Origin of the sequence: Cyclobacterium salsum (assembly GCF_010119245.1) — a bacterium.
Taxonomy (GTDB): domain Bacteria; phylum Bacteroidota; class Bacteroidia; order Cytophagales; family Cyclobacteriaceae; genus Cyclobacterium; species Cyclobacterium salsum.
This window is the reverse complement of the sequence record NZ_WNKG01000022.1, coordinates 1-25595: the sequence shown is the minus strand read 5'-3', so window position 1 is coordinate 25595 and position 25595 is coordinate 1. Positions and strand designations below refer to the sequence as shown.

Here is a 25595-nt window from a genome sequence, read left to right as displayed (position 1 = left end):
CCCTCGCAGTGACGAGAACCCGTCATTGCGAGCGCCAGCGAAGCAATCTGATCCGGAGCGAAACTGCAAGTCCCTCGTAGAATACCATCCAAAAACGAATGATGGACTCGTTCTCCGACAGACTGCCACGGGTGCGATGAGTGATGCGATCCTCTTTTATCCCAAAACGCACCCTCGCAGTGACGGCACCATTTCATCTCTTCGTATCTAAGTCTCCCAGTCCCTGAGTCTCCCCCTCTCTAAGTCTCTTCGTAGAATACTATCCAAAAACGAATGATGGATTCGTATTCCGACAGACTGCCGCGGGTGCTGGAGCGATTACAACCATTCGATTGAACTCCGGCTGCACCCTCGCAGTGACGAGAACCCGTCATTGCGAGCGCCAGCGAAGCAATCTGATCCGAAGCGAAACCCCAAGTCCTCCGTAGAATACTATCTAAAAACGACTGATGGACACGTTCTCCGACAGACTGCCACGGGTGCGATGAGTGATGCGATCCTCTTTTATCCCAAAACGCACCCTCGCAGTGACGGCACCATTTCATCTCTTCGTCCCTATGTCTCTCAGTCCCTTAGTCTCCCCCTCTCTTCGTCTCTTAGTCGCTCCGTCTCCAATTCACTAAGTCTCCTAAAAGTACCCACTCTTCTTCCGATCCTCCATGGCGGTTTCGCCGCGTTTGTCATCGGCACGCGTTCCCCGTTCGGTGGTTCGGGTGGTGGCTACTTCGGCAATGATTTTTTCCAGGTCATCGGCATCCGATTCCACGGCTCCCGTGATGGGCATGTCCCCGCAAGTCCGGTACCGGACGGTCATCGTCTTTATTTCCTCCTCAGGCTTCAGCTGAATAAAATCCGATTTGGCCAGGATCACCCCATCCCGCACCACGCATTCCCGCTGATGAGAAAAGTACAGGGATGGCAAATCGATTTCCTGGTTTTGGATGTATTGCCACACGTCCATCTCCGTCCAATTCGAAATCGGAAACACGCGGAAATGTTCGCCCATGTGTTTTTTACCATTAAAGAGGTTCCAGAGCTCAGGGCGTTGATTTTTGGGATCCCACTGCCCGAATTCATCCCGATGGGAAAAGAAACGCTCCTTTGCCCGGGCTTTTTCTTCGTCCCTACGGGCACCTCCCATGGCGGCATCTATTTTATATTCTTCCAGGGTATCCAGCAGGGTTACCGTCTGCAGGGCATTTCTACTGGCATTGGCACCGGTCTCTTCCCGAACCTTGCCCTGGTCAATGCTTTTCTGCACCGATCCAACGATCAACTGCACCCCCAGCTTCTTCACCAGTGCATCCCGGAAGGCGATGGTTTCGGGAAAATTATGCCCCGTATCAATGTGGATCAGGGGAAAGGGGATACGGGAAGGATAAAACGCCTTGTGCGAAAGGTGGGCCAGTACAATGCTGTCCTTTCCACCGGAAAAAAGCAGTGCCGGCTTTTCAAATTGAGAAACCACCTCCCGGATTACAAAAATCGCCTCCGCTTCCAGTTCTTCCAGGTGGGATAGATAATAATGTGCCATAGTTACTATTTTAATTTTTTGTCCAATGCTTCTACCAATTGCGTGACCCCTTCTTCCAACGGAACTTCAGCGGTTTTGATCACTTGAAAGGGGGATTCGGGTGCTTCGTAGGGCGAATCAATCCCTGTAAAATCTTTAATCAATCCCTGCCGGGCTTTTTGATACAGCCCTTTGACATCCCGCTGCTCGCAAACCTTCAGGGGGCAATCCACGAAAACTTCCAGAAACCGGTCGGGGCCTACCCGTTCGCGAATCATTTCCCGATCGGATCGGAAAGGAGAGATAAAAGCCGATAACACGATCAGCCCCGCGTCCATCATCAACAGCGCTACCTCGGCGATCCGGCGAATGTTTTCTACCCGATCCTCCTTGCTGAAACTCAGGTCGGAGCACAGGCCGGTACGGATATTATCCCCATCCAGCAGGTAGGTATGGTAGCCCCGTTTGTGCAAGGCCTGCTCGGTAGCATTGGCCAGGGTGGATTTGCCGGACCCGGACAGACCGGTAAACCAGATCAACCGGGGATTTTGTCCCAGGGCTGCTTGCCGGATTTGCCGGGTAATCTTAAATTCCGATGGATGAATGTTTTCCTGCATAGAAATCCTGCGGCATCACTGCTGCATTGATTAATTTATAAATAATACCATTGGATAAACAAGATGACGACTGTTGCGTAGATCAGTGTCAGCGGAAATCCAATGGCAAAATAATCCCTAAACTTATAATTGCCGGGCCCCATGACCATCAAATTGGTTTGATACCCGATGGGGGTCATGAAATCTCCGGAAGCGGCAAAAGCAATCGCCACGAAAAAGGGTGTCAAGGGTTGCCCCAACTGCTGCCCCAACTCCATGGCAATGGGAAACATGATGGATACCGCCGCTGCATTGGTAATCAGACTGGTGAGCACCAAGGTCATCACAAACAGCAACAGCAGTGCCCAAACCGGCTCCGAACCCTGGGTCAGGTCAAGCAAGCCTGACGCCAATATATTGGCGGCTCCGGAATTGCTCAGCGCTACTCCCAGGGAAAGGGAACAAACCAGAATCAGCAAGAGATCCAGGTCCACCGCTTTCCGTAAAGTCTGCAAATTTAACACTTTAAATAAATACAGGGTAAGGATTCCGGCAAAAGCTGCCATAAAAAGATCCACCCAGCCAATAATCCCGGTAAACAACAGCGCCAATGCCAGTAAGGAAGGTAATCCCCGAAAGCGCGCGTTTTCCTGCTTGAGTTCTCCCCTCAGGGTAATGATGATCAGGTCTTTCAGGTTTTCATTTCGAGTATGATCCTTACCGGTCAACATTAAAAACAAGTCCCCTGCCTGCACCTTGGTTTCTCCAATATTGCCCTTTAGTTGGGTACCATTCCGATGGATGGAGACGATGGAAGCCTGGTAGCGGTTACGGAAATCGCTGTCTTTGATCTTTTCGCCGATCAGGGAAGAGCTGGCAGGAACCACCGCTTCTGTGAGCTGAAAAAACCCATAGTTGGAAACATGGCCTTCCTCCGGTAGGCTAAGCCCATTTTCTTCCCTGATCAGTTCCAGAATGGCCTCTGAATTACCGGTAAAAAAAAGCTTGTCCCCTTCCTGTAGGATTTCGTTGGGTCCCACGGGAGAAATTTCCTGGTTGCCTCGTTTGATTTCCGCCAGAAATATTTCCTTCAATTTTCGCAGTCCGGCTGCTTTTACCGTTTTGCCATGCATTTTGGATCCCTGTGGCAGCCGGGTTTCGACCAGGTATTCGTTCAGGTGATCGATGATTTCACTTTTATTTTCTTCCCTGACCGGAAGTAAATGATTGGAGGCGATGCTCAGGTACAGAATGCCAAAGAAAGCCACCAGCAAACCCAGGTAGAGGAAGTCCTCAAAACCCAACAAGGGGAGATTATATTGGCTGATCAGGCCATTTAGCACCAGGTTGGTAGAGGTCCCCACCACGGTGATCATGCCCCCCAGAATGGTGGAAAAGGAAAGTGGGATCAGGAATTTGGAGGCCGGGTATTTGTTGGTTTTGGTCCATTCTTTCACATAGGGAATCATAAACGCTACCACCGGGGTGTTGTTTAGCACCGCCGAAAGGCTTCCTACCAACAGCATCAGGCGTACCCGAAATATCCCTGGTTTCAGTTTTTGGCTAAAAATCTTGAAAAAGAAACCGTTTCCAATATTTTGTTGGATGCCGGCGGTCAGGCCAATAAGCAGAAAGATGACGATGATCTGTTTATTGGCCAATCCCATCAAAAACTCCTCCGGCTGTATAATCTGCAGGAGGAGCAATAAAAAAACCGCCCCCAAAAATGCGAAAGACGGTCGAAGCAGGTCCCGGTATAGTACCAGTACCAATCCTGCCACTATCAATAAGGTAATAAGGCTGGGAGAAAACATCTAGGGTTATAAAGTTGGACACAGCTTCGCCCGGTGGGTCCCAAATAAGGACCTGCTCAGGGAACCAAAAGGTTGCCGACAATGGGTAAAAATTTCCGGCTTACGATTTTCAGAAGCCGGGTCCTCTGCCGCTGTTTGTTTGGGTTGGAGGCCAATTGGATTGGCCGCTCATCCACAGCATGCAGGGCTTAATCATTTGCTGCCGGTACCAGCCGTTTGAAGGCCTAAAAGTAGTGGGGCAGTAATTTATTTCAAAACTTTAGAAAGAATATAAAAAGGGCGTCTGGGTGGCTGTAAAAGGTTAAATTCGGTATGTAAAATGTTTGAATGCTTATTTTTGTATTTTAAATAGTTTTTACTGTCGTTAGAAACATTTAACTTGAAATCTGGAATTAAAATTATTTTTATGTTATCTCTATCGGTTTACTAGGAAAATAGCTTTATGCCTTCCTTTTACCCGAAAGTAATCGGGATGTATTTTAGTGGGAAAGCGCGCTGCATGAGTGATAAAAGCCAGTCATTTTCAGCTATCCGTTTGCAGCTACTGCTTTTTTCCCGATCTAACCCTAGCCAAGGTCTACAGAAAGTTTTTATCTTGCAAAGGGTAAGAAACGGGACTTATACCATGACAAAATCTTTTATTAATTAAAATATGAACGACCGATTTGGCTTCATTCTTATTATAGCGGTTCTTATTATAGCGGTGTGTCTGAGTGCCTGCACTCCTTCGGAAAATCAACCGCTAACGTTCATGGCGATAGGCGACATGCCCTATCACCTTCCCGAAGATTTTGAGCGGTTTGAGCACTTGATTCAGACGATTAATTCAGCCAGTCCGGATTTTTCCCTGCACGTGGGAGACATCAAATCCGGAGGTACGCCTTGTTCGGATGAATACTATTCAACCATCCAGGGCTATTTCGAGCAATTTGAACAGCCCCTGATTTATACACCCGGGGACAATGAATGGACGGATTGTCACCGGGAAGCTTGTGGGGGCTTTGATCCGGAAGAACGGCTGGATAAACTGCGGCAGTTATTTTACGCCACCGATCAAAGCCAGGGCAAAAACCCGATGCGCCTGGAGCGGCAAAACAGCTGGCAGGGCTTTGAAAAGTTTCCTGAAAATGCCCGTTGGCAGGAGGCAGGCATCACGTTTGGGACCTTGCATGTGGTTGGGTCGAATAATAATCTCAAATTGGATTCGACTGCCCTAAACGATGAGTTTTATGAGCGGGAACTGGCCAATAATTTTTGGTTGACACAGCTGTTTGAACAAGCCCGGGAAACGGAAAGTCTGGGCATCGTGCTGGTATTGCATGCCGGGTTGGATTACCAGACCGGGAACGAGCGCAACGGGCATGCCAGCTTTGTACAGGTGCTACGGAAGCAGGTACTGGATTTTGGCAAACCGGTATTGCTATTATATGGAGATCATCATCGCTATCAAGTAGACCAGCCACTTCGAGACCATACTGGCCAGACCATTACGAATTTTACGGCGGTGCAGGTCTTTGGCGATCGGGATATGCATGCCGTTCGGATACAGGTATCCCCGGAAAACCCTAATTTGTTTTTGATCGACCCCTTCTACATTGCGGGAAATTAAGACCAATCATCAATAACCGTCATTGCAAGATCCCGTCATAGCAAGATCCCGTCATTGCGAGAACCCGTCATTGCGTAAACCCGTCATTGCGAGCGAAGCGAAGCAATCTGATCCGGAGCGAAACTGCAAGTCCTTCGTAGAAAGCAAGTAAAAAACGTGTACCGCAAACGTACTCCGACAGACTGCCGCGGCTGCAGGAGCGGTTACGACCATTCGATTGGAATCCGTCAGCACCCTACCGATGACGTATTTATCAAATCGCTGAAAATCAATATATTAAAAATCCACATCGTCATCCCGATTTCTGCGTTTTTTAAAATGTTAATTCTCGCAGTGACGAGAACCCGTCATTGCGTAAACCCGTCATTGCGAGCGAAGCGAAGCAATCTGATCCGGAGCGAAATCGTGAGTCCCTCCGTAAAATGACATCCGAAAACGAGTAGCAAAAACGTACAACGACAGACTGCCGCGGGTGCCCGAGCGGTTACGACCATGCGATTGGACCCCGTCAGCACCCTCGCAGTGACGAGACATCCAATCATCAAATCATCCCTCCGTCCCTCCGTCTCACCGTCTCCCCCTCTCTCAGTCACTCCGTCTCTAAGTCTCTAAGCCCCTTCTGCCAGGTTTTCTGTTTTTAATTATAATTTTTTATAATTACATTTGATTCTTAATTAATTTTTTTGTGAAACATATAGAATAAACAGGCCTTTGGGCCGCGACAAATAACTGATCCATGAATAAAAACCTCCTTATAGCCGGACTACTCCTATTCCTTAGCCAGGTAAGCCTGCTCGCACAAACCCATCAGCTGCTCCCGCAACCCAAAACCCTGATTGCCGCAGAAGGGCATTGGACCCTGGATCCGGGTACGGTGTTGGTGGCAGAAAGTGCAAGCGCCAGAAAATCAGCTCTTTTGTTTAGCGGCCTGCTCGAAACCAAGACAGGATTTGAACTGCCTGTGCTGATGCAGGCACCTGCCCATGGGTCGCTGATCGTTTTGGAGGAAAGCATGGTAGCGGACAATCCCGAGGCCTATACGCTGGAAGTTTCCGGAGATGGCGTGATAATCCGTGGAGCCGATAGGGGTTTGTTTTACGGATTGCAGTCCCTGTTTCAATTGGTGGAAATGCAGGGAAGCAATGCTGTGGTCCCGCAGGTAGAAATTGCCGATGCGCCTGCCTTTGGCTACCGGGGTATCATGTTGGATGTCTCCCGACATTTTTTTAGCACCGCTCAAGTGAAAAAAATGCTGGACTTGATGTCCCAGCTTAAATTCAATACCCTTCACTGGCACCTGACGGACGATCAGGGTTGGCGCCTGGAGATCAAAAAATACCCTAAATTGACCGAAATCGGAGCCTGGAGAGATTCCACCATTATCGGACAATATTACGACTACCAGCCATTTATTTACGACAACGAAAAACACGGGGGTTATTATACCCAGGAGGAAGCCAGGGAAATCGTGCGCTACGCCGCTGAACGAAAGATTACTGTAATACCGGAAATAGAATTGCCCGGCCATAGCTCTGCCGTACTTGCTGCCTACCCTGAATTCGGTAGTTTTGAAATAACCGAAGGAACAGCCAAAGGCACTATTGCCGCCGAAAATGAAAAAGGCGAACCACTGAATCATGAGATTAGTAAGCAGGTGCCCGGTTATTGGGGCGTGCATTACAATATTTATGGTCCAACCCCTGCTGCTTTTAGCTTTTTGGAAGATGTGCTTACGGAGGTCATGGATATCTTTCCCTCGGAATACATTCATATAGGCGGGGATGAGGTGCCCAAAGACCATTGGAAAACCTCCGCCATTGCCCAAAAGGTCATCAAAAAAGAAAAACTGGAGGATGAACACGAACTTCAAAGTTATTTTATCCAACGCATAGAGGCATTTTTGAATGAAAACGGACGGCAAATAATTGGTTGGGATGAAATCCTGGAAGGTGGCCTGGCCCCCAATGCGACGGTGATGAGCTGGAGGGGAGAACAGGGAGGCATCGATGCAGCCAAAATGGGGCACGACGTAATCATGACGCCAAACAGCCATTTATATTTTGATCATTATCAGGCGGAAGACAAAACAACCGAACCCCTGGCCATAGGCGGCTTTCTTCCGCTGGAAAAAGTATATAGCTACTCACCTGTACCAGAGGCCTTGAGCGAGGAAGAAGCAGCACATGTATTGGGGGTTCAGGCAAATCTTTGGACGGAATACATTCCTACCAACCAAAAGATGGAATATTTTCTGTTTCCCAGAGCCCTGGCCCTGGCCGAAGTGGCCTGGAAAACCAAGGAGGATAAGGATTATCAATCCTTTCTCCGGGATCGGTTACCTGCCCGCTTGCTGTCGCTGGAGAAACAAGGCGTATTTTTCCGGATTCCTGAGGCCATTGTTGACATCAGCAGAGAACCTGAATCCGGCAGGCAACTAATCCATATTCAACCCCTGGTGGAAGGGGCCAAGGTCTATTACACCGTAGACGGGCATAAGGCAGATCAAACTGCCCGCTTGTACACGGGACCGGTGCTTGCCCCTATTCCAGGCAAAGATCAGGAATCCCTGGTTTTACGCTACGTGACCGTCACGCCCGGCGGCAGGAGTAGCAATGAGTTTCACGTTCCCATTGAATAATAAAGGATTTGTAATCCTGCTGACGTGCACTTCTCGGGGATTATAAATCCCCTTTATCTGACCCACGGAATTGCAAATTCCGCGGAGCTGGATGCCGCTGTTCGGGATTTGTAATTCCGAACCCAGATAAGGCAGGATTTGCAATCCTGCTGACATGCACTTCTCGGGGATTACAAATCCCCTTTATCTGACCCACGGAATTGCAAATTCCGCGGAGCGGGATGGGGCGTATCCTGACATCTTGATTTCTGCTTCTAAGTAAAAAGTTAAGTCGTAGTGAGGGATCGTGTTTCCAGTCCACACACCGCGTCATTGCTAGCGCAGCGAAGCAATCTGATCCGGAGCGAAACTGCAAGTCCTCCGTAGAAAGCAAATAAAGATCGACTAGCACAAACGTAAACCGACAGACTGCCGCGGGTGCGACGAGTGATACGATCCTCTTTTGTCTCAAAACGCACCCTACCGATGACGTATTTTATAAGTATTTGGTTTTCAATATGATATAATCACTTCAAAATTATACCGTCATCCCGATTTCTGCGTTTTTTAAAATGTTAATTCTCGCAGTGACGAGAACCCGTCATTGCGAGCGCAGCGAAGCAATCTGATCCGGAGCGAAACTGCAAGTCCTTCGTAGAAAGCAAATAGAAAACGAGTAACGCAAACGTAAACCGACAGACTGCCGCGGGTGCCCGAGCAATTACGACCATTCGACTGGACTCCGTCTGCACCCTCGCAGTGACGGTGCCATCATCACATCATCTCTAAGTCTCCCCCTCTCTCAGTCCCTTTGTCCCTTCGTCCCTCCATCCCCACCGGTCAACCAGAACAAAAGCACCGCATCAAAGGCCGCATGCGCCAGGATGGCCGTGAGGATACCCACCTGCTGGAACAAGTACCCGAAAAAGGCAATCAGGCCCACCATCAGGATTCCGTACACACTGATCCGCCAATTGAAGGGATTTAGGTAACCGTGCAACAGTACAAAAAGTACGGTGGTCGTCCACAGTCCCAGCAAGGGCTGCAAACCTGCCCGAAAAAACAGTTCCTCGCCAATACCGGCACAAAATGAAATAAAAACGATCCCTGTAGGTGTCCATGACCACTGATTAATCAGATCCCGGTATTTTATCTTTTCTTTTTCAAAAAAAGATCGAAGGATGAGCCATTTGGCAAAAAAGCCTGAAACCAGGCCGGCCAATAGTCCGATAAGTACCTGAGTCCAAAGCGGCCAATGTCCCGCCAGCAGTTCCCAAACCGATGTTTCCTGAAAAAAATACACCAATGCAAGTCCTGCCAGTCCAAAGCCTAAAAGCGTGGCCCAACCCAATAGGCGCATTTGTTGATTCATTTTCTGCGTAAATTAAAGAATCGTAGCCTGTAATGGTTTAAACAAAAAGTGCCAGAGACAGGTCCCTGGCACGTAACTATTATTCCCTGGATCAAATCAGGAACTAAAGGAAATATTCAGGCTAATAGGCACTGAGCTTAGGGCCTTGCTGACCGGGCAATTTTCTTTGGCCGCTTCGGCCAACTCCTTAAATTGCGCCTCATCCATACCCGGAACCTTGCCTTTCAAATCCAATACAATTCCGGTAATGGAAAATCCGGCGTCGCCTTTCTCCAGGGAAACAGTGGCAGTGGTTTTTAATTCCTCCGCTTTTAAGTCTTTTCCTGCGATTTGAAAACTAAGTGCCATACTAAAACAACCCGCATGGGCTGCGGCAATCATTTCTTCCGGATTGGAACCCTTCGTGCCATCCTCATTTTCAAATCTGGTTTTAGCACTGTAGGGAGAATTATCAAAAAAACCACTAGGGGCTGATAGCGTTCCGCTACCCTCCAGGCCTGTTCCTTTCCAAATTGCTGTTGCTTTTCTTTTCATGTGTTTTTAATTTGCTTTTTAACGGTCACATGGAATCTTTGACGATTAAAATAATCATTGCCCTGTGTGTTTAATGATGATTTTAATCGTGTCGATTTCATGAATTAGTTATGTTTTTGGATTAATACCCTATCAAGGTATCAATAAATTACCAAAATACCCAAAACAGTCGGAGACAATCCATCAACAAGTGCTGGTTAAGACCAATTCGTCTATCGGATACCATCGGATTTATTTTTACTCGCCCTCGCTCAAACTCAAACCCGATTCTCTTAAAAAACCGTCACCCCCATGGTTACCTCCAATTCGACTTCCTCACCGAGCAACTGTTCGATCTCGCTTTTGATGCTTTTCAACTGGTCTTCATTTAAACTGCTTTCGGCCACAATTTTTACCGCCAACCGAACGGGTTTGATCCCGCGAACGGTAATATCCCGTAATACCGCTCCTTCTACCCGGTAGCCATCCAACTTGGAAATCACATCCTTTTCCCGGACCATGTCCATAAAACCAAAGAACAGGGGCAGGCTAACCATGCCAACGACAATAAGCGAATAGGCGATTCCTTTCCTGGCCAGGCGGAACGGGCTAAATCCCAACAACAAAAAGGTAAGGGCTGCTGCCATCACCATGCCAGCCAGGTTGGTCATTAGTAATAATAACGCTCCCTGAAAGATGCTCCAATCCATCCAGCCCAGACCTATTCCGGAAACTGCCAGTGGGGGCACGAGGGCCACCGCTATGGCGACTCCCGCTAGCGTTTTGGCGATCTCTTCCTTGGCACTGGCATAGGCACCGGCGATGCCTGAGCCGACAGCTATCCCTAAATCCAGTAAATTGGGACGGACCCGGGCCATTATTTCTTCGTTCGAGAGGTTAAGGGGCGTGAGCCAGGTGATCACCATTGCGCAGAGGTATCCGAGGAGCATGCCCCATCCGATGGCTTTAGAGCTATTGATAATCAAATTTTTATCCTGCCGCAATACGCCCATGGACAGGGATATGATGGGAGCCATCAGCGGTGCCAGAATCATCGCGCCAATAATCACCGGAGAGGAGTTGCCAAATAGTCCCAGCGTGGCAATTAAGGTAGACAATACCATCAGCACTAAATAACTGCTGCTGGTACGGGAGCTTGCTCGTAAACTGGAAAACAACTCCTTAAACTCCTCTGTGGAGGCGTGGTTGATTAGCGGAAGCTTTCTTTTCAGCAATTCATCCCGCACCTCGCCCCGGGGAAGTACCCGAACCTTAAAAATATCTTCATCCGAACCTTGTCCTTCCAAATCCAGGAATTTCCCGGGCACCATTTTCAAGGCCTTTGGCTTGACTTCCAATTCCAGACGTTTTGCGCTCAAAAGGGCTCCGTCCAGGGAATAATTGATGGATTCCTCACTGGAAATACACAGGGAGGAGGTTTTAATATGTGCGGCAAAAGGGGGCAGTGTACTTTTTCCCTTTTTCCGGAAAAAACTATCCAACCCAAACCACCATAAACCGGAAATGCTCTTAGGCGAAAGGACCATGGCATGCAACTTTCCATCGTTGATATAGGAATCTTCCAGCACCTTTCGACTCAGCAAATTGCTCTTACCATGCTGGACGATGACCATCCCGATGGCGGCCGTGTCCAGTTTTTCCTTTTCATGTGCTTCCAGGCAATACGGGTGCGACTCAGCCACCCAAAATAGCTTAAAAAAGTAGCTGACTTTCTTCCAGAAACGCCTCCAGCTATTGTTGGCCACAGCACCTGTCATCAGGCTTAGCGACTCCCCTATTATGACACTATTAAAAACGGGTCGGCCATTCAGCATGAGCATGTCTACCTTTTCGGTTTCTTCTGTTTCCAGCACCTGATCCATACATTCTTCCAGGCTGTCCTCTACTCCAAACCCCTGTCTGCCATGTATAAGCTCCGGATGAGGCAGCAGGGCGATTCGCCAGTCTTGCTCCAGGGCCAACGGAAATAATTCCTTCAATTGATCATCCGACAAGTAGGTAACCACAAAATCCTCCTTCCCCAATTCCACCGTCAGTTCATTGGTAAAGGGTAATTTGAGTTTCAGATCCGCGCCGAATCGGGGAACGATGGTGGTATCTACGGCCTCCACCATTTTTGGATCGTATAATAGGATTATGCTTTTCATAGCCATGAGGATAAATGCGTCGGTGAAGGTACTAGCACCAGGCACTTCGAAACCAAGGTAATGAACAATAGCCAAAAAATCAGTTAGGAATAAAAAAGATATCGGCAAAACGGTCCACCTACGGTTCAGAATTACCATTTTATCCTTCCCGAACTAAAAACGTTCCCGGGATAAATGGTGGTATAATCAAGTCCCAATTTGATTTTTCAAATAAAAAAAAATTAAAAACCGCCTGAACCAACTTCTTTCCCACAAAGTAAAAAAGTCAAGTAAAAAGGCATTTTTTATTTAAGATAATTTTCCACATTTTTGTTTCCCCTTGTAAAGGAGTAAACACAATTTTTCCACTCTCGGTTAAAACAAATTTGATGAATTCAGAGGCGATAGCTATATGGACTGAATGTTTGCGGGTAATCGAAAAACATGTCAATGAACAGAGTTTTTCTACCTGGTTTAAGCCCATACAACCTGCAAGGATCGATGGATCTGTTCTCACCATACAGGTGCCGAGCCAGTTTTTCTATGAGTGGCTGGAAGACAACTATGTGGACGTACTCAAGTTGGCCATTAAAACCGTCATTGGTGCCAATGGCCGCCTGGAATATGCCGTGGTGGTAGACAAGGGAAACTCGAACAATCAACCCTATATGGTTAGTTACCCGCAGGGGGTAAGCAATCCCGCCGCCAAAAAGAAAAAAGAGACCTTGGCCGCAGCGGCCCACAGTCCGTTTGATTTGTCAAGCCTGGATGAGCAAACCACCTTGCAGTCTAACCTCAGTTCCAGCTATACCTTCAATTCATTTATCGAAGGAGACTGTAACCGGCTGGCGCGTTCGGCTGGATTTGCCGTTGCCAATAAACCCGGGATCACTTCCTTTAACCCGCTAATGGTCTATGGAGGCGTGGGATTGGGTAAAACCCATCTGGTGCAGGCCATCGGAAATGAAATCAAAAATGGCCCCGAAGACAAATTCGTGTTATACGTTTCTTCGGAAAAGTTTGTGAACCAATTTATGGATGGCATCAAAGATGGCAATATCAAATCGTTCACCAATTTCTACATGCAGGTAGATGTACTCATCATTGATGACATCCAATTCCTGGCCGGGAAAGGAAGAACGCAGGAAATGTTTTTCCATATTTTTAACCACCTGCACCAAAACAAGCGGCAGATCATCATGACCTCTGATTGTGCCCCGAAAGACCTGATGGGATTGGAAGAAAGGCTCCTTTCCCGTTTTAAATGGGGATTGACGGCTGATTTACAAATGCCGGATTTTGAAACGAGGATCGCCATTATTCGGAAAAAAATGCAATCCGAAGGCATCCACATCCCCAACAATGTCATTGAATACCTGGCCTATACCGTGGATACCAATGTCCGGGAATTGGAAGGTGTGCTCATTTCCCTCATCGCGCATGCCTCCCTAAACCGCGTTGAAATCAGCCTGGACCTGGCCAAGTCCATTATGAAAAACATTGTGAAGGATATTGAAACGGAGGTTAGCATTGAATACATTCAGAAATCCTGTGCTGAATTTTACGGCATTAAGGTAGAGGATCTAAAGGCCAAGACGCGAAAAAAAGAAATTGTTATCGCCCGCCAGGTGGCCATGTATTTCAGTAAGGAATTTACCAACCATTCCCTGAAATCCATCGGATATCACTTCGGAGGAAGGGATCACAGCACCGTCATTCATGCCGTCCAATCTGTAAATGACCTCATGGAGACGGATACTTCTTTCCGAAACGCCGTACAGGAGCAAAAAAAGCAGTTCAAAATCAGGTCTTATTGACCGGTCGCCCATTTTAAAATCCGGGGTTTGTACCCCTCCCCTTGTATTTTTTTTTAAATCACCACATCACCACATCATCCCTGAGTCCCTCAGTCACCCCCTCTCTTAGTCTTAATCCGGTGGTTAAGGGTTAATGTGGTTCGATACGGGCTGGGCTTTAGGGTCTGGTCTTTTTGCATTTGGAGCTGGTTTTGGGTTCAGCTGTTGTGGTTAACGTGGCTCGGATCCGGCTGAGTTGTAGTTTCTGGCAAATAGGCAGGAGAGGTGGTATTGGATTCAAGCCTGGTTGTTAAAGGTTAAGCAATTGTATTATTTTCTCTTAGTCTCTACTTCTCCTAGTCCCTTCGTCTCTAAGTCTCCCCCTCTCGCAGTCCCCGATCACCGCCCCGTCATTGCGAGCGCCAGCGAAGCAATCTGATTCGAAGCGTAACCCCAAGTCCTTCGTAGAATGCCATTAGAAAACGAGTAGCGAAAACGTACTCCGACAGACTGCCGCGGGTGCAGATGTGCTTGGCTCCATTCGATTTAACTCCATCTGCACCCTCGCAGTGACGAGAACCCGTCATTGCGAGCGCCAGCGAAGCAATCTGATCCGGAGCGTAACCCCAAGTCCTTCGTAGAATGCCATTAGAAAACGAGTAGCGAAAACCTACCCCGACAGACTGCCGCGGGTGCAGGTGTGCTTGGCTCCATTCGATTTAACTCCATCTGCACCCTACCGATGACGTATTTTATAAGTATTTGGTTTTCAATATGATATAATCACTTCAAAATTATACCGTCATCCCGATTTCTGCGTTTTTTAAATGTTAATTCTCGCAGTGACGGCATTACCACATCATCAAACCATCACCTTTCTTCCGGCTACACAACAAAAAAACCCGGAAAATCCGGGTTTTTTATTTTTTAGGAAATAGCTGAAACTATTATTTCAGAAAGAGCATTTCCCGGTATTTCACTAATGGCCAGTATTCGTCGTCCACCAGCAACTCCAGTTTATCAACGGCATACCTTATTTTATCAAAATAGGCATCCTTTACGTCAGAGCTGTATAGTTTTGCCCTTTTTGCAACATCTTCCTCCTTATTTACCCTTTTCCTTGCCTCAATCATATTGCTGACATTGGATTTCAGGGATTCTATATGCTTGGAAATTTCCTCGATGGTATCGATCGCTGCCCGGTGATCCAGACCCAAGCCTTTCAATCCATTCGCATTGACAATCAATTTATTTTGATAGAGAATGGCGGTAGGAATAATGTGGTTAAGTGCCAAATCGCCCATCACACGGGATTCAATCTGTACTTTCATCACGTAATTCTCAAGCCTGATCTCATGTCGGGCATGCAGTTCTTTTTCGTTTAACACATTGTGTCGTTTGTAAAGATCTGCCACTGGCTTGGTTAGAAGAACATCCAGTGCTTCCGCTGTACTTTTCAGATTGGACAGTCCGCGTTTTTTAGCTTCTTTTTCCCACTCTTCGGAATAACCGTCGCCTTCGAACCTGATATTCTTACTTTCCTTGATATATTTTCTTAGCACATCGACGATGGCCAATTTCTTTTCTTTACCGCTATCGATTTCTTTGTCGATATCCTTCTTTAATTCTTTGAGCACATCGGCAACAATCACATTCAATGCGGTCATCGGTCCGGCCGGGTTGGCGGTGGATCCTACGGCACGGAATTCAAATTTATTTCCGGTAAATGCAAACGGAGAAGTTCGGTTACGGTCGGTATTGTCCAATATGATTTCCGGGATTTTAGAAATTCCCAGCTTCATGTACATATTGTCTCCTTTTTCGATTTTGATATTTCCGTTTTTCTCCAGTTCATCCAGAATTCCGGTAAGGGTAGATCCAAGGAATATGGAGATAATGGCCGGAGGAGCTTCGTTCGCACCCAAACGGAAGTCGTTACCTGCAGAAGCAATACTTGCTCGCAGCAGGTCCGCATTCTTATACACGCCTTTTATGGTGGCTACCAGGAAGCAAAGAAATTGCAGGTTTTCCCTGGCAGAATTGCTGGGTTGAAACAGGTTAACACCCGTATCGGTGATCAGTGACCAGTTATTGTGCTTTCCACTTCCATTCAGTCCGGCGAAAGGTTTTTCGTGAAACAAAACCTTCAGTCCATGTTTTTCAGCCACTTTTTCCATCACATCCATCAGCAACAAATTGTGATCCGTCGCTTTGTTGATGTCTTCAAACAAGGGTGCTACTTCGAACTGACCGGGAGCCACCTCGTTGTGTCGGGTTGAAACAGGAATCCCCAATTTCAGGGCTTCTATTTCAAAATCCTTCATGTATTCCTTGACGCGGGAAGGGATGGATCCGAAATAGTGATCATCCAATTGTTGTCCTCTGGCAGGGTTGTGACCAAAAACAGTTCTACTGGCCATCACCAAATCAGGACGGGTAGCATACAAGGCCCGGTCAATGACAAAATATTCCTGCTCCACACCCAGGGAAGGATTGACCTTCTTAACGTTTCGGTCGAAATACTGGCAGATATCTACCGCCGCATTGTTGATCGCTTCGGTAGATCGAATGAGTGGGGTTTTAAAGTCCAGCGCCTCTCCCGTGAACGAAACAAATATAGTAGGGATACAAAGCGTCTGGTCAAAAATAAAGATAGGCGAACTAGGATCCCAGGCGGTATATCCCCGCGCTTCGAAAGTGGTACGGATTCCTCCACTTGGAAAGGAAGAAGCATCCGGCTCTTGCTGAACCAAGGCACTGCCTTTGAATTTTTCCATGCCTGACAAGGCATCGAAGAAGGTATCGTGTTTTTCTGCAGTGGATCCGGTCAAGGGCTGAAACCAGTGCGTGTAATGCGTCGCACCTTTAGACAAGGCCCAGCTTTTAACAGCGGTGGCAACCTCATCAGCGGTTGACATATCTATTTTGGTTCCTTTGTCGATTGCTGTGCTGACTTTCTTAAATACAGGAGAAGCCAGGGTTTCCTGCATTTCTTTCAAGCCGAACACCTGCGATCCGAAATAATCGGAAATTTTTAAGGAGGGAGCTACAGCAGTAACCTTTGGTCTGCTCTGCACCTTCATTAATGCTTTTTGTCTTAGTGTTGCCATCGTTAGAGTTTATGGTTTAAAAACTACTTACAAATGTAGAAAAATAAATGAATTTTTAACAAAAATGGTGAAAATTATAGGGAACTGAGGCAATTTTTACACTATTGTCAAGAAAATACGGCCCTTTATCCATTAGATCCGCTAAAAAACCCTTCTTTCGCGATTTTTTTTGCGGAAATGGAAAAGCCAAACCTATTCACTAAATTTGCAACTGGGCAAAAAAATACCTTCGGTTTGAAAAAAGTAGCATTTTATACACTCGGTTGTAAATTAAATTACGCAGAAACCTCCACCATCAGCAGGATGTTTGAGCAAAAGGGGTATCTCAAAGTCACGTTTGAGGATAACCCGGACATTTTTATTATCAATACCTGCTCGGTTACGGAGAATGCAGATAAGAAATGTAAAAAAATCGTTCGGGAGGCCAAGAAGATTTCCCCCAACGGATTTGTAGCCATTATTGGTTGCTATGCCCAATTGAAACCCAGGGAGATTTCGGAAATCAAAGGTGTCGATGCCGTGTTGGGAGCTGCCGAGAAATTCAGACTGCTGGAGTTGCTGGATGATTTTGCCGTGCAGCAGGAGGCAAGGGTTTTTGCTTCCGAAATTCAGGAAGCCCAGGAATTCCATCAGGCCTTTAGCATGCACGATCGTACCCGCACCTTTCTAAAGGTTCAGGATGGCTGCAATTATGGATGTGCTTTTTGCACCATTCCGCTGGCCAGGGGAAAAAGCCGTAGTGAAACGATCGCCAATATCCTTCGATCGGCAGAAGAGATCGCCCACACAGATGTAAAAGAGGTGGTCCTGACGGGAGTGAATATTGGAGATTTCGGTATTCAGGAGGGCAAGCGGAAGGAAAAATTCATTGACCTGATTCAAGCCCTGGACGGAGTCAGTGGCATTGACCGCTTTCGTATCTCTTCGATCGAACCGAACCTGCTGACAAACGAAGCGATTACCTTTGTGTCGCAGTCATCCCGGTTTGTGCCTCATTTTCACATTCCCCTGCAATCAGGCAGCAATGCCATGCTCCGAAAAATGGGGCGGCGGTACCTGAGGGAATTGTACCGGGACCGGGTAGAAAAAATAAAAACCCTGATGCCCCACTGCGGTATAGGGGCAGATGTGATCGTCGGTTTTCCAGGAGAAACGGAGGCGCATTTTCTGGAAACCTATGAATTCCTGAATGCGTTGCCTGTATCGTATTTACACGTCTTTACCTATTCGGAGCGCGCCAATACCCGGGCAGCCGAAATGGAGGAAGTAGTGCCTATGAAAATCAGGAACCAGCGGTCTCGTATGCTGCGGATTCTTTCCGAAAAAAAGCGAAGGGCTTTTTATGAAGAGAATCTGGGCAAAACCTTTCAGGTGCTATTTGAGGAAGATGTATCCGATGGCTACATGCAGGGCTTCACTGAAAATTACATTCGGGTGAGCGCCAAATACGATCCGGTACTAATCAATGAAATCAAAACCGTCACGCTGACCGAAATCAATGACAAAGGAACAGTAGAGGTATGGGAACCGGAAAATGTAATTGCCAGCCACTGACGTGGGTTAACGGTTAAATGCATTTTGGCCGGCAGAGGGATACCGGTTGGAAGGTAGGTGGGCTGGTGAAGGGTTAAAGGGTTCGGAGCGGGCTGGATTTTCTTGGCGGGCCTTCAGGCTGTTTGGCTTTTTGGTAGATTCAAGCGTGGTAGTTAAGGGTTAATTGGCTCTGATCCGGCTGAATTGTAGTTGCGGGCAGATAGGCAGGAAGGGCGTTCTTGGATTCACCCGTGGTGGTTAAGGGTTAAAGTGGTTCGAATCCGGCTGAGGTATACATAGTGGCGTCTGGCAGTCAACCATTACTTTGGATTCAACCCTGGTTGTTAAGGGTTAAACAATTGTATCACCACATCATCAAATCACCACATCATCAAACCATCAACAACCGTCATTGCGAGCGCAGCGAAGCAATCTGATCCGGAGCGAAATCGCAAGTCCTTCGAAGAAAGCAAATAGAAAACGACTAGCACAAACGTAATCCGACAGACTGCCGCGGGTGCCCGAGCGATTACAACCATCCGACCGAACTCCGTCTGCACCCTACCGATGACGTATTTTATAAGTATTTGGTTTTCAATATGATATAATCACTTCAAAATTATACCGTCATCCCGATTTCTGCGTTTTTTAAAATGTTAATTCTCGCAGGCACGAGACATCTCCGCATCATCAAATCATCATATCACCCCATCACCATAACATCTCTTAGTCCCTCAGTCTCTCATTCACTAAGTCAAAAAAACGACCGGCAATCAGGGAAATTGGGGAATTTATCCATTAGATACTGGAAGATTGGCTAATATCGCTTAAATTGGTTCGGTATATAATTGATTGAACCCATTCAAAAATTCCATGATCGCTTATTCACAGTGTTTGTACCTTGCGCTTGCTTTTCTGCTAACCCTCCCTTTTTCATTGACATCTCTTGCCCAGTCCCTCCCAGAGGGCACAGTGGATCCATACGGGCCAATTTTGCTTTCCGAAAACGGAAGTTGGTGCTGGTTTCAGGATGAACGTGCCCTGTTGATCGAAGATAAGGTGCTGTTTACCAGTGTAACTTCAGAAGGGTACAATACGGTAAGCGAATGGGACTTAAGCAACCACCAAACCATTAGCAAGGTGCTCACCGAAGGCAGCCTCCCTGCAGACGATCACAACGTGGGAGCACTGATGCTGCGACCCGACGGCAAAATCCTGACCGCCTACTCCGGCCATAGCATTGATAGTCTGGTAAGGTTCCGAAGCACCCGGGAACCGTACGACATCCGCACCTGGGAAGAAGAATCCACAGTTCAACACCAGGGCAGGGTCTGTTATGCCAACCTCTACCACCTGGAAGAAGAAGGCAAAACCTATAATTTTTTCCGGGGCAATGAAAACAACCCCCATTACCTGGTCTCGGAAGATTCTGGAGAAAGCTGGGAATCCGGAGGCAGGCTGTTCCAGTTTGCAGGGAGGTCTTACCTGAAATACGTTTCGGATGGAAAAAGCCGGATACATTTTGTAACGACCGACGGCCATCCCCGACATTTCAATAACAATATCTACCACGGCTACCTGGAAAATGGCCGGGCCTACCGTTCCGATGGAACGCTGGTAGGACCATTGAGTACAGGTGAAACCAGTAATTTAAAGCCTTCCGATTTTACCCTGGTTTACGATGGAGACCTGCAAACGAGAACGGATGTAGCCTGGACCAGCGACATACAGTTGGACGAGGAAGGCATGCCGTACTTCGCTTTTTCGGTGACCAAAGATCCTATCAGCAGGGGCGAAACCATAAATACAAGCCTGGGAGGTTTTGACCATCGGTACCACGATGCCCGATGGGATGGCAGCCATTGGGTTTCAAAGGAAATGGCTTATGCGGGTAGCAGGCTTTATCCCGGAGAAAATGAATACACCGGACTGATCAGCCTTCACCCCAGCAATAAAAACATCCTCTATTTTTCCGCAGATGTGCACCCTGAGACCGGAGAACCACTGCTCGTAAATGGCGAACGAAGGTATGAGATCTTCCGGGCCGAACGGCAGACGCAGGATAGTCCCTGGCATTTCAGCCCGGTGACCTTCGGATCTGCGGAAGACAACATTCGTCCCATCGTACTCGCGGATGCAAACCGGGAGGTTATCCTCTGGCTTTCGGGCAGATACAGTACCTATAGGGATTACCAATTAAAAGTATTTGGCAAAATCCTGCCCAAACCAGCAGAGAACAACATAGGGCAGGACAAAAAAATCACCTTTCTGATCAGTAAGGATCCGGATAATTACGAAGCGGACCTGACGGTTCCTTACCTGGCGATGAAGCTTGCTAAGGAAAACGGCTACCAAACACAGGTAATCCTTGGGGAAGGAGAACGAACAGCCTTTCATTTACCCCATCTGGAAACCCTCGGTGATAGCGATCTGCTGGTGTTTTTTCTGCGAAGGGTAGCCCTTTCTTCGGATCAGATGGTACTCATTAAAAATCACCTTCAGGAAGGAAAACCGGTGATCGGTATCCGAACGGCCAACCATGCCTTTTCGGTGCGTGAGAACATTCCTTCCGGCTTTGTGGACTGGTGGGACTTTGTGCCGGAGGTATTGGGGCATGAAAACAAAGGATACGGGCCAGCCACCAAAAAGACAACCATTCAATTTAACAAAAAGCCGGGAAAAGGTCTTTTATCAGGGATCGATCGCCAAGCATGGAAGAGCGATGGCAATTTGTATCTGATTGGCGACAGCCTGGATCCGAAGGCTAAGGTACTTTTAAGCGGTAACTCATCCGAAAAAGCCAACCCAATTGCCTTTAGGCGAAAGACGGGAAAAAGCAAGGTTTTTTACACCTCGCTGGGATATCCTACCGACTTTACCCATCCCTATTTCCTGCAACTGATGAAAAATGCCATCCAATGGACATTGAAATAAAAGATCATGATATCAAAAACAGCACCCGCTTGTAAAAAAAAACAAATGAAAAGCCTGGCATTATCCCAGCTACCTATTTTCACCTTGTTTTTGGTGATGTGCGCAAGTCTTCCCCTTTACGGCCAAAATAGCATGACCTGGAAAATCGGAACGGATAAATTCAAAATCACGCCACAGTCTCCCATCTGGATGGCCGGTTACGGACACCGGGACCAGCCGGCACAGGGGAAGTTCAGCGAACTTTGGATCAAGGTAGTGGCTTTTGAGGATCAACAGGGTAATTCTGCCGTCTTAGTCACCTCTGATCTACTGGGATTTCCCAGGAAAATGTCTGAAAAAATTCGCAGGGACATCCACCAAAAACACGCGCTGACCAAATCGCAGGTGATTCTCAACAGTTCCCATACCCACTCCGGACCAGTATTAGAGGCCGCCCTTTATGATATTTACCCACTGGACAAGGAACAGCAACAGCGTATTTCGGAATACAGCGGGCAACTGGAGCAGAACATCGTGGAAAGCGTTGGCAGGGCCTTGGCAAACAGGGAACCTTCCCGGGTTTATGCCGGAAACGGTACCGCCCGGTTTCAGGTGAACCGCCGGAACAACAAGGAAAGTGAAATTCACCTGCTGACCGAACTGAAGGGCCCCATTGACCATGCTGTTCCGGTGATCAAAATTACCGACTTACAGGATAACATCAAGGCTGTAGTTTTTGGCTATGCCTGCCATCCTACGGTGTTGAGCCAATACTCCTGGTCTGCCGATTATCCGGGATATGCGCAAGAAGCACTTGAGGCAAATCATCCGGGTGCCATGGCCCTCTTTTTTCAAGGGGCTGCCGGGGATCAAAACCCACTTCCCCGACGCACACTGCCCCTGGCAAGGCAGTACGGAAGCGCATTGGCCGCAGCAGTAGAAAGGGTATTGGAAGAGGATATGAGGTCATTGGAGCCCGAATTAAGCTACGCCTATGAAGAAATCGACCTGGCACTGAATCCTCCCATGAGCCGGGAATCCTTGGAAACGATGATTGTCGAAGAGAATGGCTATATGAAGCGATGGGCCGAACGGATGCTGGAGGAACAAAAGGGAGGACAAGAACGCGATTCCTCCTACCCTTTTCCCATTCAAATCTGGAAGTTGGGAGCGCAGGTTCTTTTTTCCATGGGAGGGGAATCCACCATCGGATATGCCAACCGCCTGAAAGCCAAATATGGGCCGGAAGTATTTGTAATGGCCTATAGCAACGATGTCATGGGATACATTCCCACAGAAACCATCTTAAAAGAAGGAGGATATGAGGGCTATTCCTCCCAAATGGTTTATGGCCTGCACAACACCTGGAAAGCCGGTTTGGAAGCGCAAATTCTCTCCACCTTTGATACCCTGGCCCGCCAACTATCGATTACTGAAAACCCCTAATGCAACATCTCAAAACAAATAATATGGAACGACACAAATACCTATTTCTTATTGCCGTGGTTGGCATTTGCTTTTTAGGCATTACTCAAGTGAACGCACAGGATAGCGATTATGAAGTGCTATTCGATGGGCAGTCCATGGAAAAGTGGCGAGGGAAACAGTCCGCTACTTTTCCTCAAAAAGGATGGAAGGTGGAAGATGGCTTGCTTTTCCTGGATAGCAAGGGAGGTGGAGATATCATCACTCGGAAAACCTACGCTGACTTTGAACTGGTATTTGAATTTAACCTCACCCCCTCCGCCAATAGCGGTATCAAGTACTTTGTGGACACGCTTTACAATGGAGAAACGGGAAATATGATGGTAAATGGCCCTGAATATCAGATAATCGACGATTACAATTACCCGGGTATTAAAGAGGATCCCAACGGGCTGAGTTCTACTGCCGCTGCGTATCTTTTTTATCCGCCAAAAAATAAAACCCTTCACCCCGCCGGAGAATGGAATACGGGAAAAATTGTGGCCAAAGGTAAAAAGGTGACGCACTGGCTGAATGGAAAAAAAGTGGTCAGCTACCAGCGTGGGAGCAGGGACTTTCTGAAAAAGAAAGCATCCAATAAGTTTAAAGACGACACCGAATACGGTGAGCTGGAAAGCGGCCATATCCTGCTAACCGACCATGGTGATAAAGTGTATTTCCGAAATATAAAAATCAAGGAATTTTAAAACTGGAATTGACCTGAAATAAAAAATCGCCTCTGAATGGGGATAGGGACGTAGCTTTTTTTCTCGCGGCGGCCGCAAAGAAGGTGCGGCGGACGCGGCGAGTGCTTTTATGTCTTACCGGTACATTTCCGCTATTCAGATTGTTTGAAGTAATACATCCCCGTGTAGTAAACCCGCTGCGGTCTCTGCGATTTCGCTGCGATCGTGGCGTGAAACCCTCTTTTTTTTTCTCGCGGCGGCCGCAAAGAAGGCGCGGCGGACGCGGCGAGTGCTTTTATGTCTTACCGGTACATTTCCGCTATTCAGATTGTTTGAAGTAATACATCCCCGTGTAGTAAACCCGCTGCGGTCTCTGCGATTTCGCTGCGATCGTGGTGTGAAACCCTCTTTTTTTTCTCGCGGCGAACGCAAAGAAGGCGCGGCGGACGCGGCGGGTGCTTTTTGTGTCTTCCCAGGTACGTCTCCTCCTATTCTGCTAATCACTTCTGATGGAAGACTCCCCGCTGCGGTCATGCGCCTTTGCTAAAATCGTGGCGGGAAACCCTCTTTTTTTCTCGCGGCGGCCGCAAAGAAGGCGCGGCGGACGCGGCGGGTGCTTTTATGCCTTCCCAATACATTATCCGCTATTCAGATTGTTTGAAGTAATACATCCCCGTGTAGTAAACCCGCTGCGGTCTCTGCGATTTCGCTGCGATCGTGGCGTGAAACCCTCTTTTTTTTCTCGCGGCGGCCGCAAAGAAGGCGCGGCGGACGCGGCGGGTGCTTTTATGCCTTCCCAGGTACGTCCCCTCCAATTTTGCTAATTATTTCCGCTGGAATACATCCCGCTGCGATCTCTGCGAATTCGCTGCGATCGTGGCGTGAAACCCTCTTTTTTTTCTCACGGCGGCCGCAAAGAAGGCGCGGCGGACGCGGCGGGTGCTTTTATGTCTTCCCAGGTACGTCTCCTACTATTCTGATAATTACTTCTGATGGAAGACTCCCCGCTGCGGTCATGCGCCTTTGCTAAAATCGTGGCGGGAAACCAAATTTTTATCGTCTTTTTTAGCTTGAAATATCCAATTATAGTCCATTAACAATACGGTGTACCCCTTCTCTGAGATACTTGGTGTTAAAATTAATCAATAGACCTAATTTCTTATCAGAAAGCCTGAGGTAAGTCAGCAACTGGGAAAAATGAACTGGAGCAAGTGCTGCTATCGATTTGATTTCTACTACTACTTTATCCTCTACCAGTAAATCCATCCTAAAACCTGCTTCGAATTTGACTTGTTTGTAAAACATGGGAACCGGGAATTGACACTGAACATAAAAATCATTTTGAATCAATTCGTATTCCAGGGCTTTTTCATAGACTGACTCTAACAACCCTGGCCCGAGGGATTTATGGATAGCAAAGGCCTTATCTAAAATGCAGGTTGCGATTTCATTTTCAGTCATAATACCATTAATTTAATAGAAAAAAACCAAAGTCAAAAGTACTGCCTGTTTTCACCGCTTGTTTTTAGCCTTGTGGCGGCTTTTTTTCTCGCGGCGAACGCAAATAAAACGCGGCGGGTGCTTTTATGACTTCCCAATACATTATCCGCTATTCTGCTTGTTTGAAGTAATACATCCCCGTGTAGTAAACCCGCTGCGGTCTCTGCGAATTCGCTGCAATCGCTGCGTGAAACCCTCTTTTTTTTCTCGCGGCGGCCGCAAAGAAGGCGCGACGGACGCGGCGAGTGCTTTTAGGTCTTACCGGTACATTTCCGCTATTCAGATTGTTTGAAGTAATGCATCCCCTTGTAGTAAACCCTCTGCGATTTCGCTGCGATCGTGGCGTGAAACCCTCTATTTTTCTCGCGGCGAACGCAAAGAAGGCGCGGCGGACGCGGCGGGTGCTTTTATG

General features: G+C 47.6%; 15 protein-coding genes. 7 read left to right on the top strand and 8 right to left on the bottom strand.

All coding sequences use genetic code 11. The annotated features are described in order from the left end of the window. Nucleotides 1–628: 628 nt before the first annotated feature. The 3 genes from cysD to GJS45_RS23140 are packed head-to-tail and all read right to left on the bottom strand — an operon-like array spanning nt 629 to nt 3923. Nucleotides 629–1534, bottom strand: a complete 906-nt coding sequence (gene cysD, locus GJS45_RS23150; protein WP_162344271.1) for a sulfate adenylyltransferase subunit CysD — start codon at nt 1532–1534, stop codon at nt 629–631. A gap of 5 nt (nt 1535–1539) precedes the next feature. Continuing rightward, the gene (cysC, locus tag GJS45_RS23145; protein WP_162344270.1) at nt 1540–2130 is read right to left on the bottom strand and encodes an adenylyl-sulfate kinase; all 591 of its coding nucleotides are present in this window, start codon (nt 2128–2130) and stop codon (nt 1540–1542) included. A gap of 35 nt (nt 2131–2165) precedes the next feature. Continuing rightward, entirely contained in the window at nt 2166–3923 is a 1758-nt protein-coding gene (locus GJS45_RS23140; RefSeq protein WP_162344269.1) for an SLC13 family permease, read from the bottom strand. Nucleotides 3924–4575: 652 nt separating this feature from the next. Between GJS45_RS23140 and GJS45_RS23135 the strand changes: the two genes are divergently transcribed. Next, a complete protein-coding gene (locus GJS45_RS23135; protein WP_162344268.1) occupies nt 4576–5532 on the top strand; it encodes a metallophosphoesterase in 957 nt (318 codons plus the stop codon). A gap of 736 nt (nt 5533–6268) precedes the next feature. Continuing rightward, nucleotides 6269–8170 (top strand): family 20 glycosylhydrolase, encoded by a 1902-nt coding sequence (locus GJS45_RS23130; RefSeq protein ID WP_162344267.1) that lies wholly within the window; start codon nt 6269–6271, stop codon nt 8168–8170. A 781-nt stretch (nt 8171–8951) separates the two neighbouring features. Here the strand turns inward: GJS45_RS23130 and GJS45_RS23125 are convergent. The 3 genes from GJS45_RS23125 to GJS45_RS23115 all read right to left on the bottom strand — a co-directional run bounded on the left by GJS45_RS23125 (nt 8952) and on the right by GJS45_RS23115 (nt 12202). Then, complete coding sequence (locus tag GJS45_RS23125) at nt 8952–9521, bottom strand: CPBP family intramembrane glutamic endopeptidase (RefSeq protein ID WP_162344266.1); 570 nt, start codon at nt 9519–9521, stop codon at nt 8952–8954. A gap of 96 nt (nt 9522–9617) precedes the next feature. Then, nucleotides 9618–10055 carry an OsmC family protein gene (locus tag GJS45_RS23120; protein ID WP_162344265.1) on the bottom strand — a complete coding sequence of 146 codons (438 nt, stop codon included), beginning with the start codon at nt 10053–10055 and terminating at the stop codon, nt 9618–9620. Between the two features lie 272 nt (nt 10056–10327). Continuing rightward, nucleotides 10328–12202, bottom strand: coding sequence for a TIGR00341 family protein (locus GJS45_RS23115; protein WP_162344264.1), 1875 nt, complete (start codon nt 12200–12202; stop codon nt 10328–10330). A 368-nt stretch (nt 12203–12570) separates the two neighbouring features. Here GJS45_RS23115 and dnaA point away from each other — a divergent pair, with 368 nt between their 5' ends. Next, nucleotides 12571–13998 carry a chromosomal replication initiator protein DnaA gene (dnaA, locus tag GJS45_RS23110; RefSeq protein WP_162344263.1) on the top strand — a complete coding sequence of 476 codons (1428 nt, stop codon included), beginning with the start codon at nt 12571–12573 and terminating at the stop codon, nt 13996–13998. A gap of 926 nt (nt 13999–14924) precedes the next feature. Here dnaA and GJS45_RS23105 read toward each other — a convergent pair. Continuing rightward, complete coding sequence (locus GJS45_RS23105; RefSeq protein WP_202928165.1) at nt 14925–17087, bottom strand: glutamine synthetase III family protein; 2163 nt, start codon at nt 17085–17087, stop codon at nt 14925–14927. A gap of 234 nt (nt 17088–17321) precedes the next feature. Here GJS45_RS23105 and mtaB point away from each other — a divergent pair, with 234 nt between their 5' ends. The 4 genes from mtaB to GJS45_RS23085 all read left to right on the top strand — a co-directional run bounded on the left by mtaB (nt 17322) and on the right by GJS45_RS23085 (nt 23704). After that, nucleotides 17322–18641 carry a tRNA (N(6)-L-threonylcarbamoyladenosine(37)-C(2))-methylthiotransferase MtaB gene (gene mtaB, locus GJS45_RS23100; protein WP_162344262.1) on the top strand — a complete coding sequence of 440 codons (1320 nt, stop codon included), beginning with the start codon at nt 17322–17324 and terminating at the stop codon, nt 18639–18641. 852 nt (nt 18642–19493) lie between these two features. After that, nucleotides 19494–21554 (top strand): BNR-4 repeat-containing protein, encoded by a 2061-nt coding sequence (locus tag GJS45_RS23095; protein ID WP_162344261.1) that lies wholly within the window; start codon nt 19494–19496, stop codon nt 21552–21554. A 45-nt stretch (nt 21555–21599) separates the two neighbouring features. Further along, entirely contained in the window at nt 21600–22979 is a 1380-nt protein-coding gene (locus GJS45_RS23090; RefSeq protein WP_162344272.1) for a neutral/alkaline non-lysosomal ceramidase N-terminal domain-containing protein, read from the top strand. A 23-nt stretch (nt 22980–23002) separates the two neighbouring features. Further along, nucleotides 23003–23704 carry a 3-keto-disaccharide hydrolase gene (locus tag GJS45_RS23085; RefSeq protein ID WP_162344260.1) on the top strand — a complete coding sequence of 234 codons (702 nt, stop codon included), beginning with the start codon at nt 23003–23005 and terminating at the stop codon, nt 23702–23704. Nucleotides 23705–24766: 1062 nt separating this feature from the next. Here GJS45_RS23085 and GJS45_RS23080 read toward each other — a convergent pair. Then, nucleotides 24767–25144, bottom strand: coding sequence for a GxxExxY protein (locus GJS45_RS23080; protein ID WP_162344259.1), 378 nt, complete (start codon nt 25142–25144; stop codon nt 24767–24769). Nucleotides 25145–25595 lie beyond the last annotated feature (451 nt).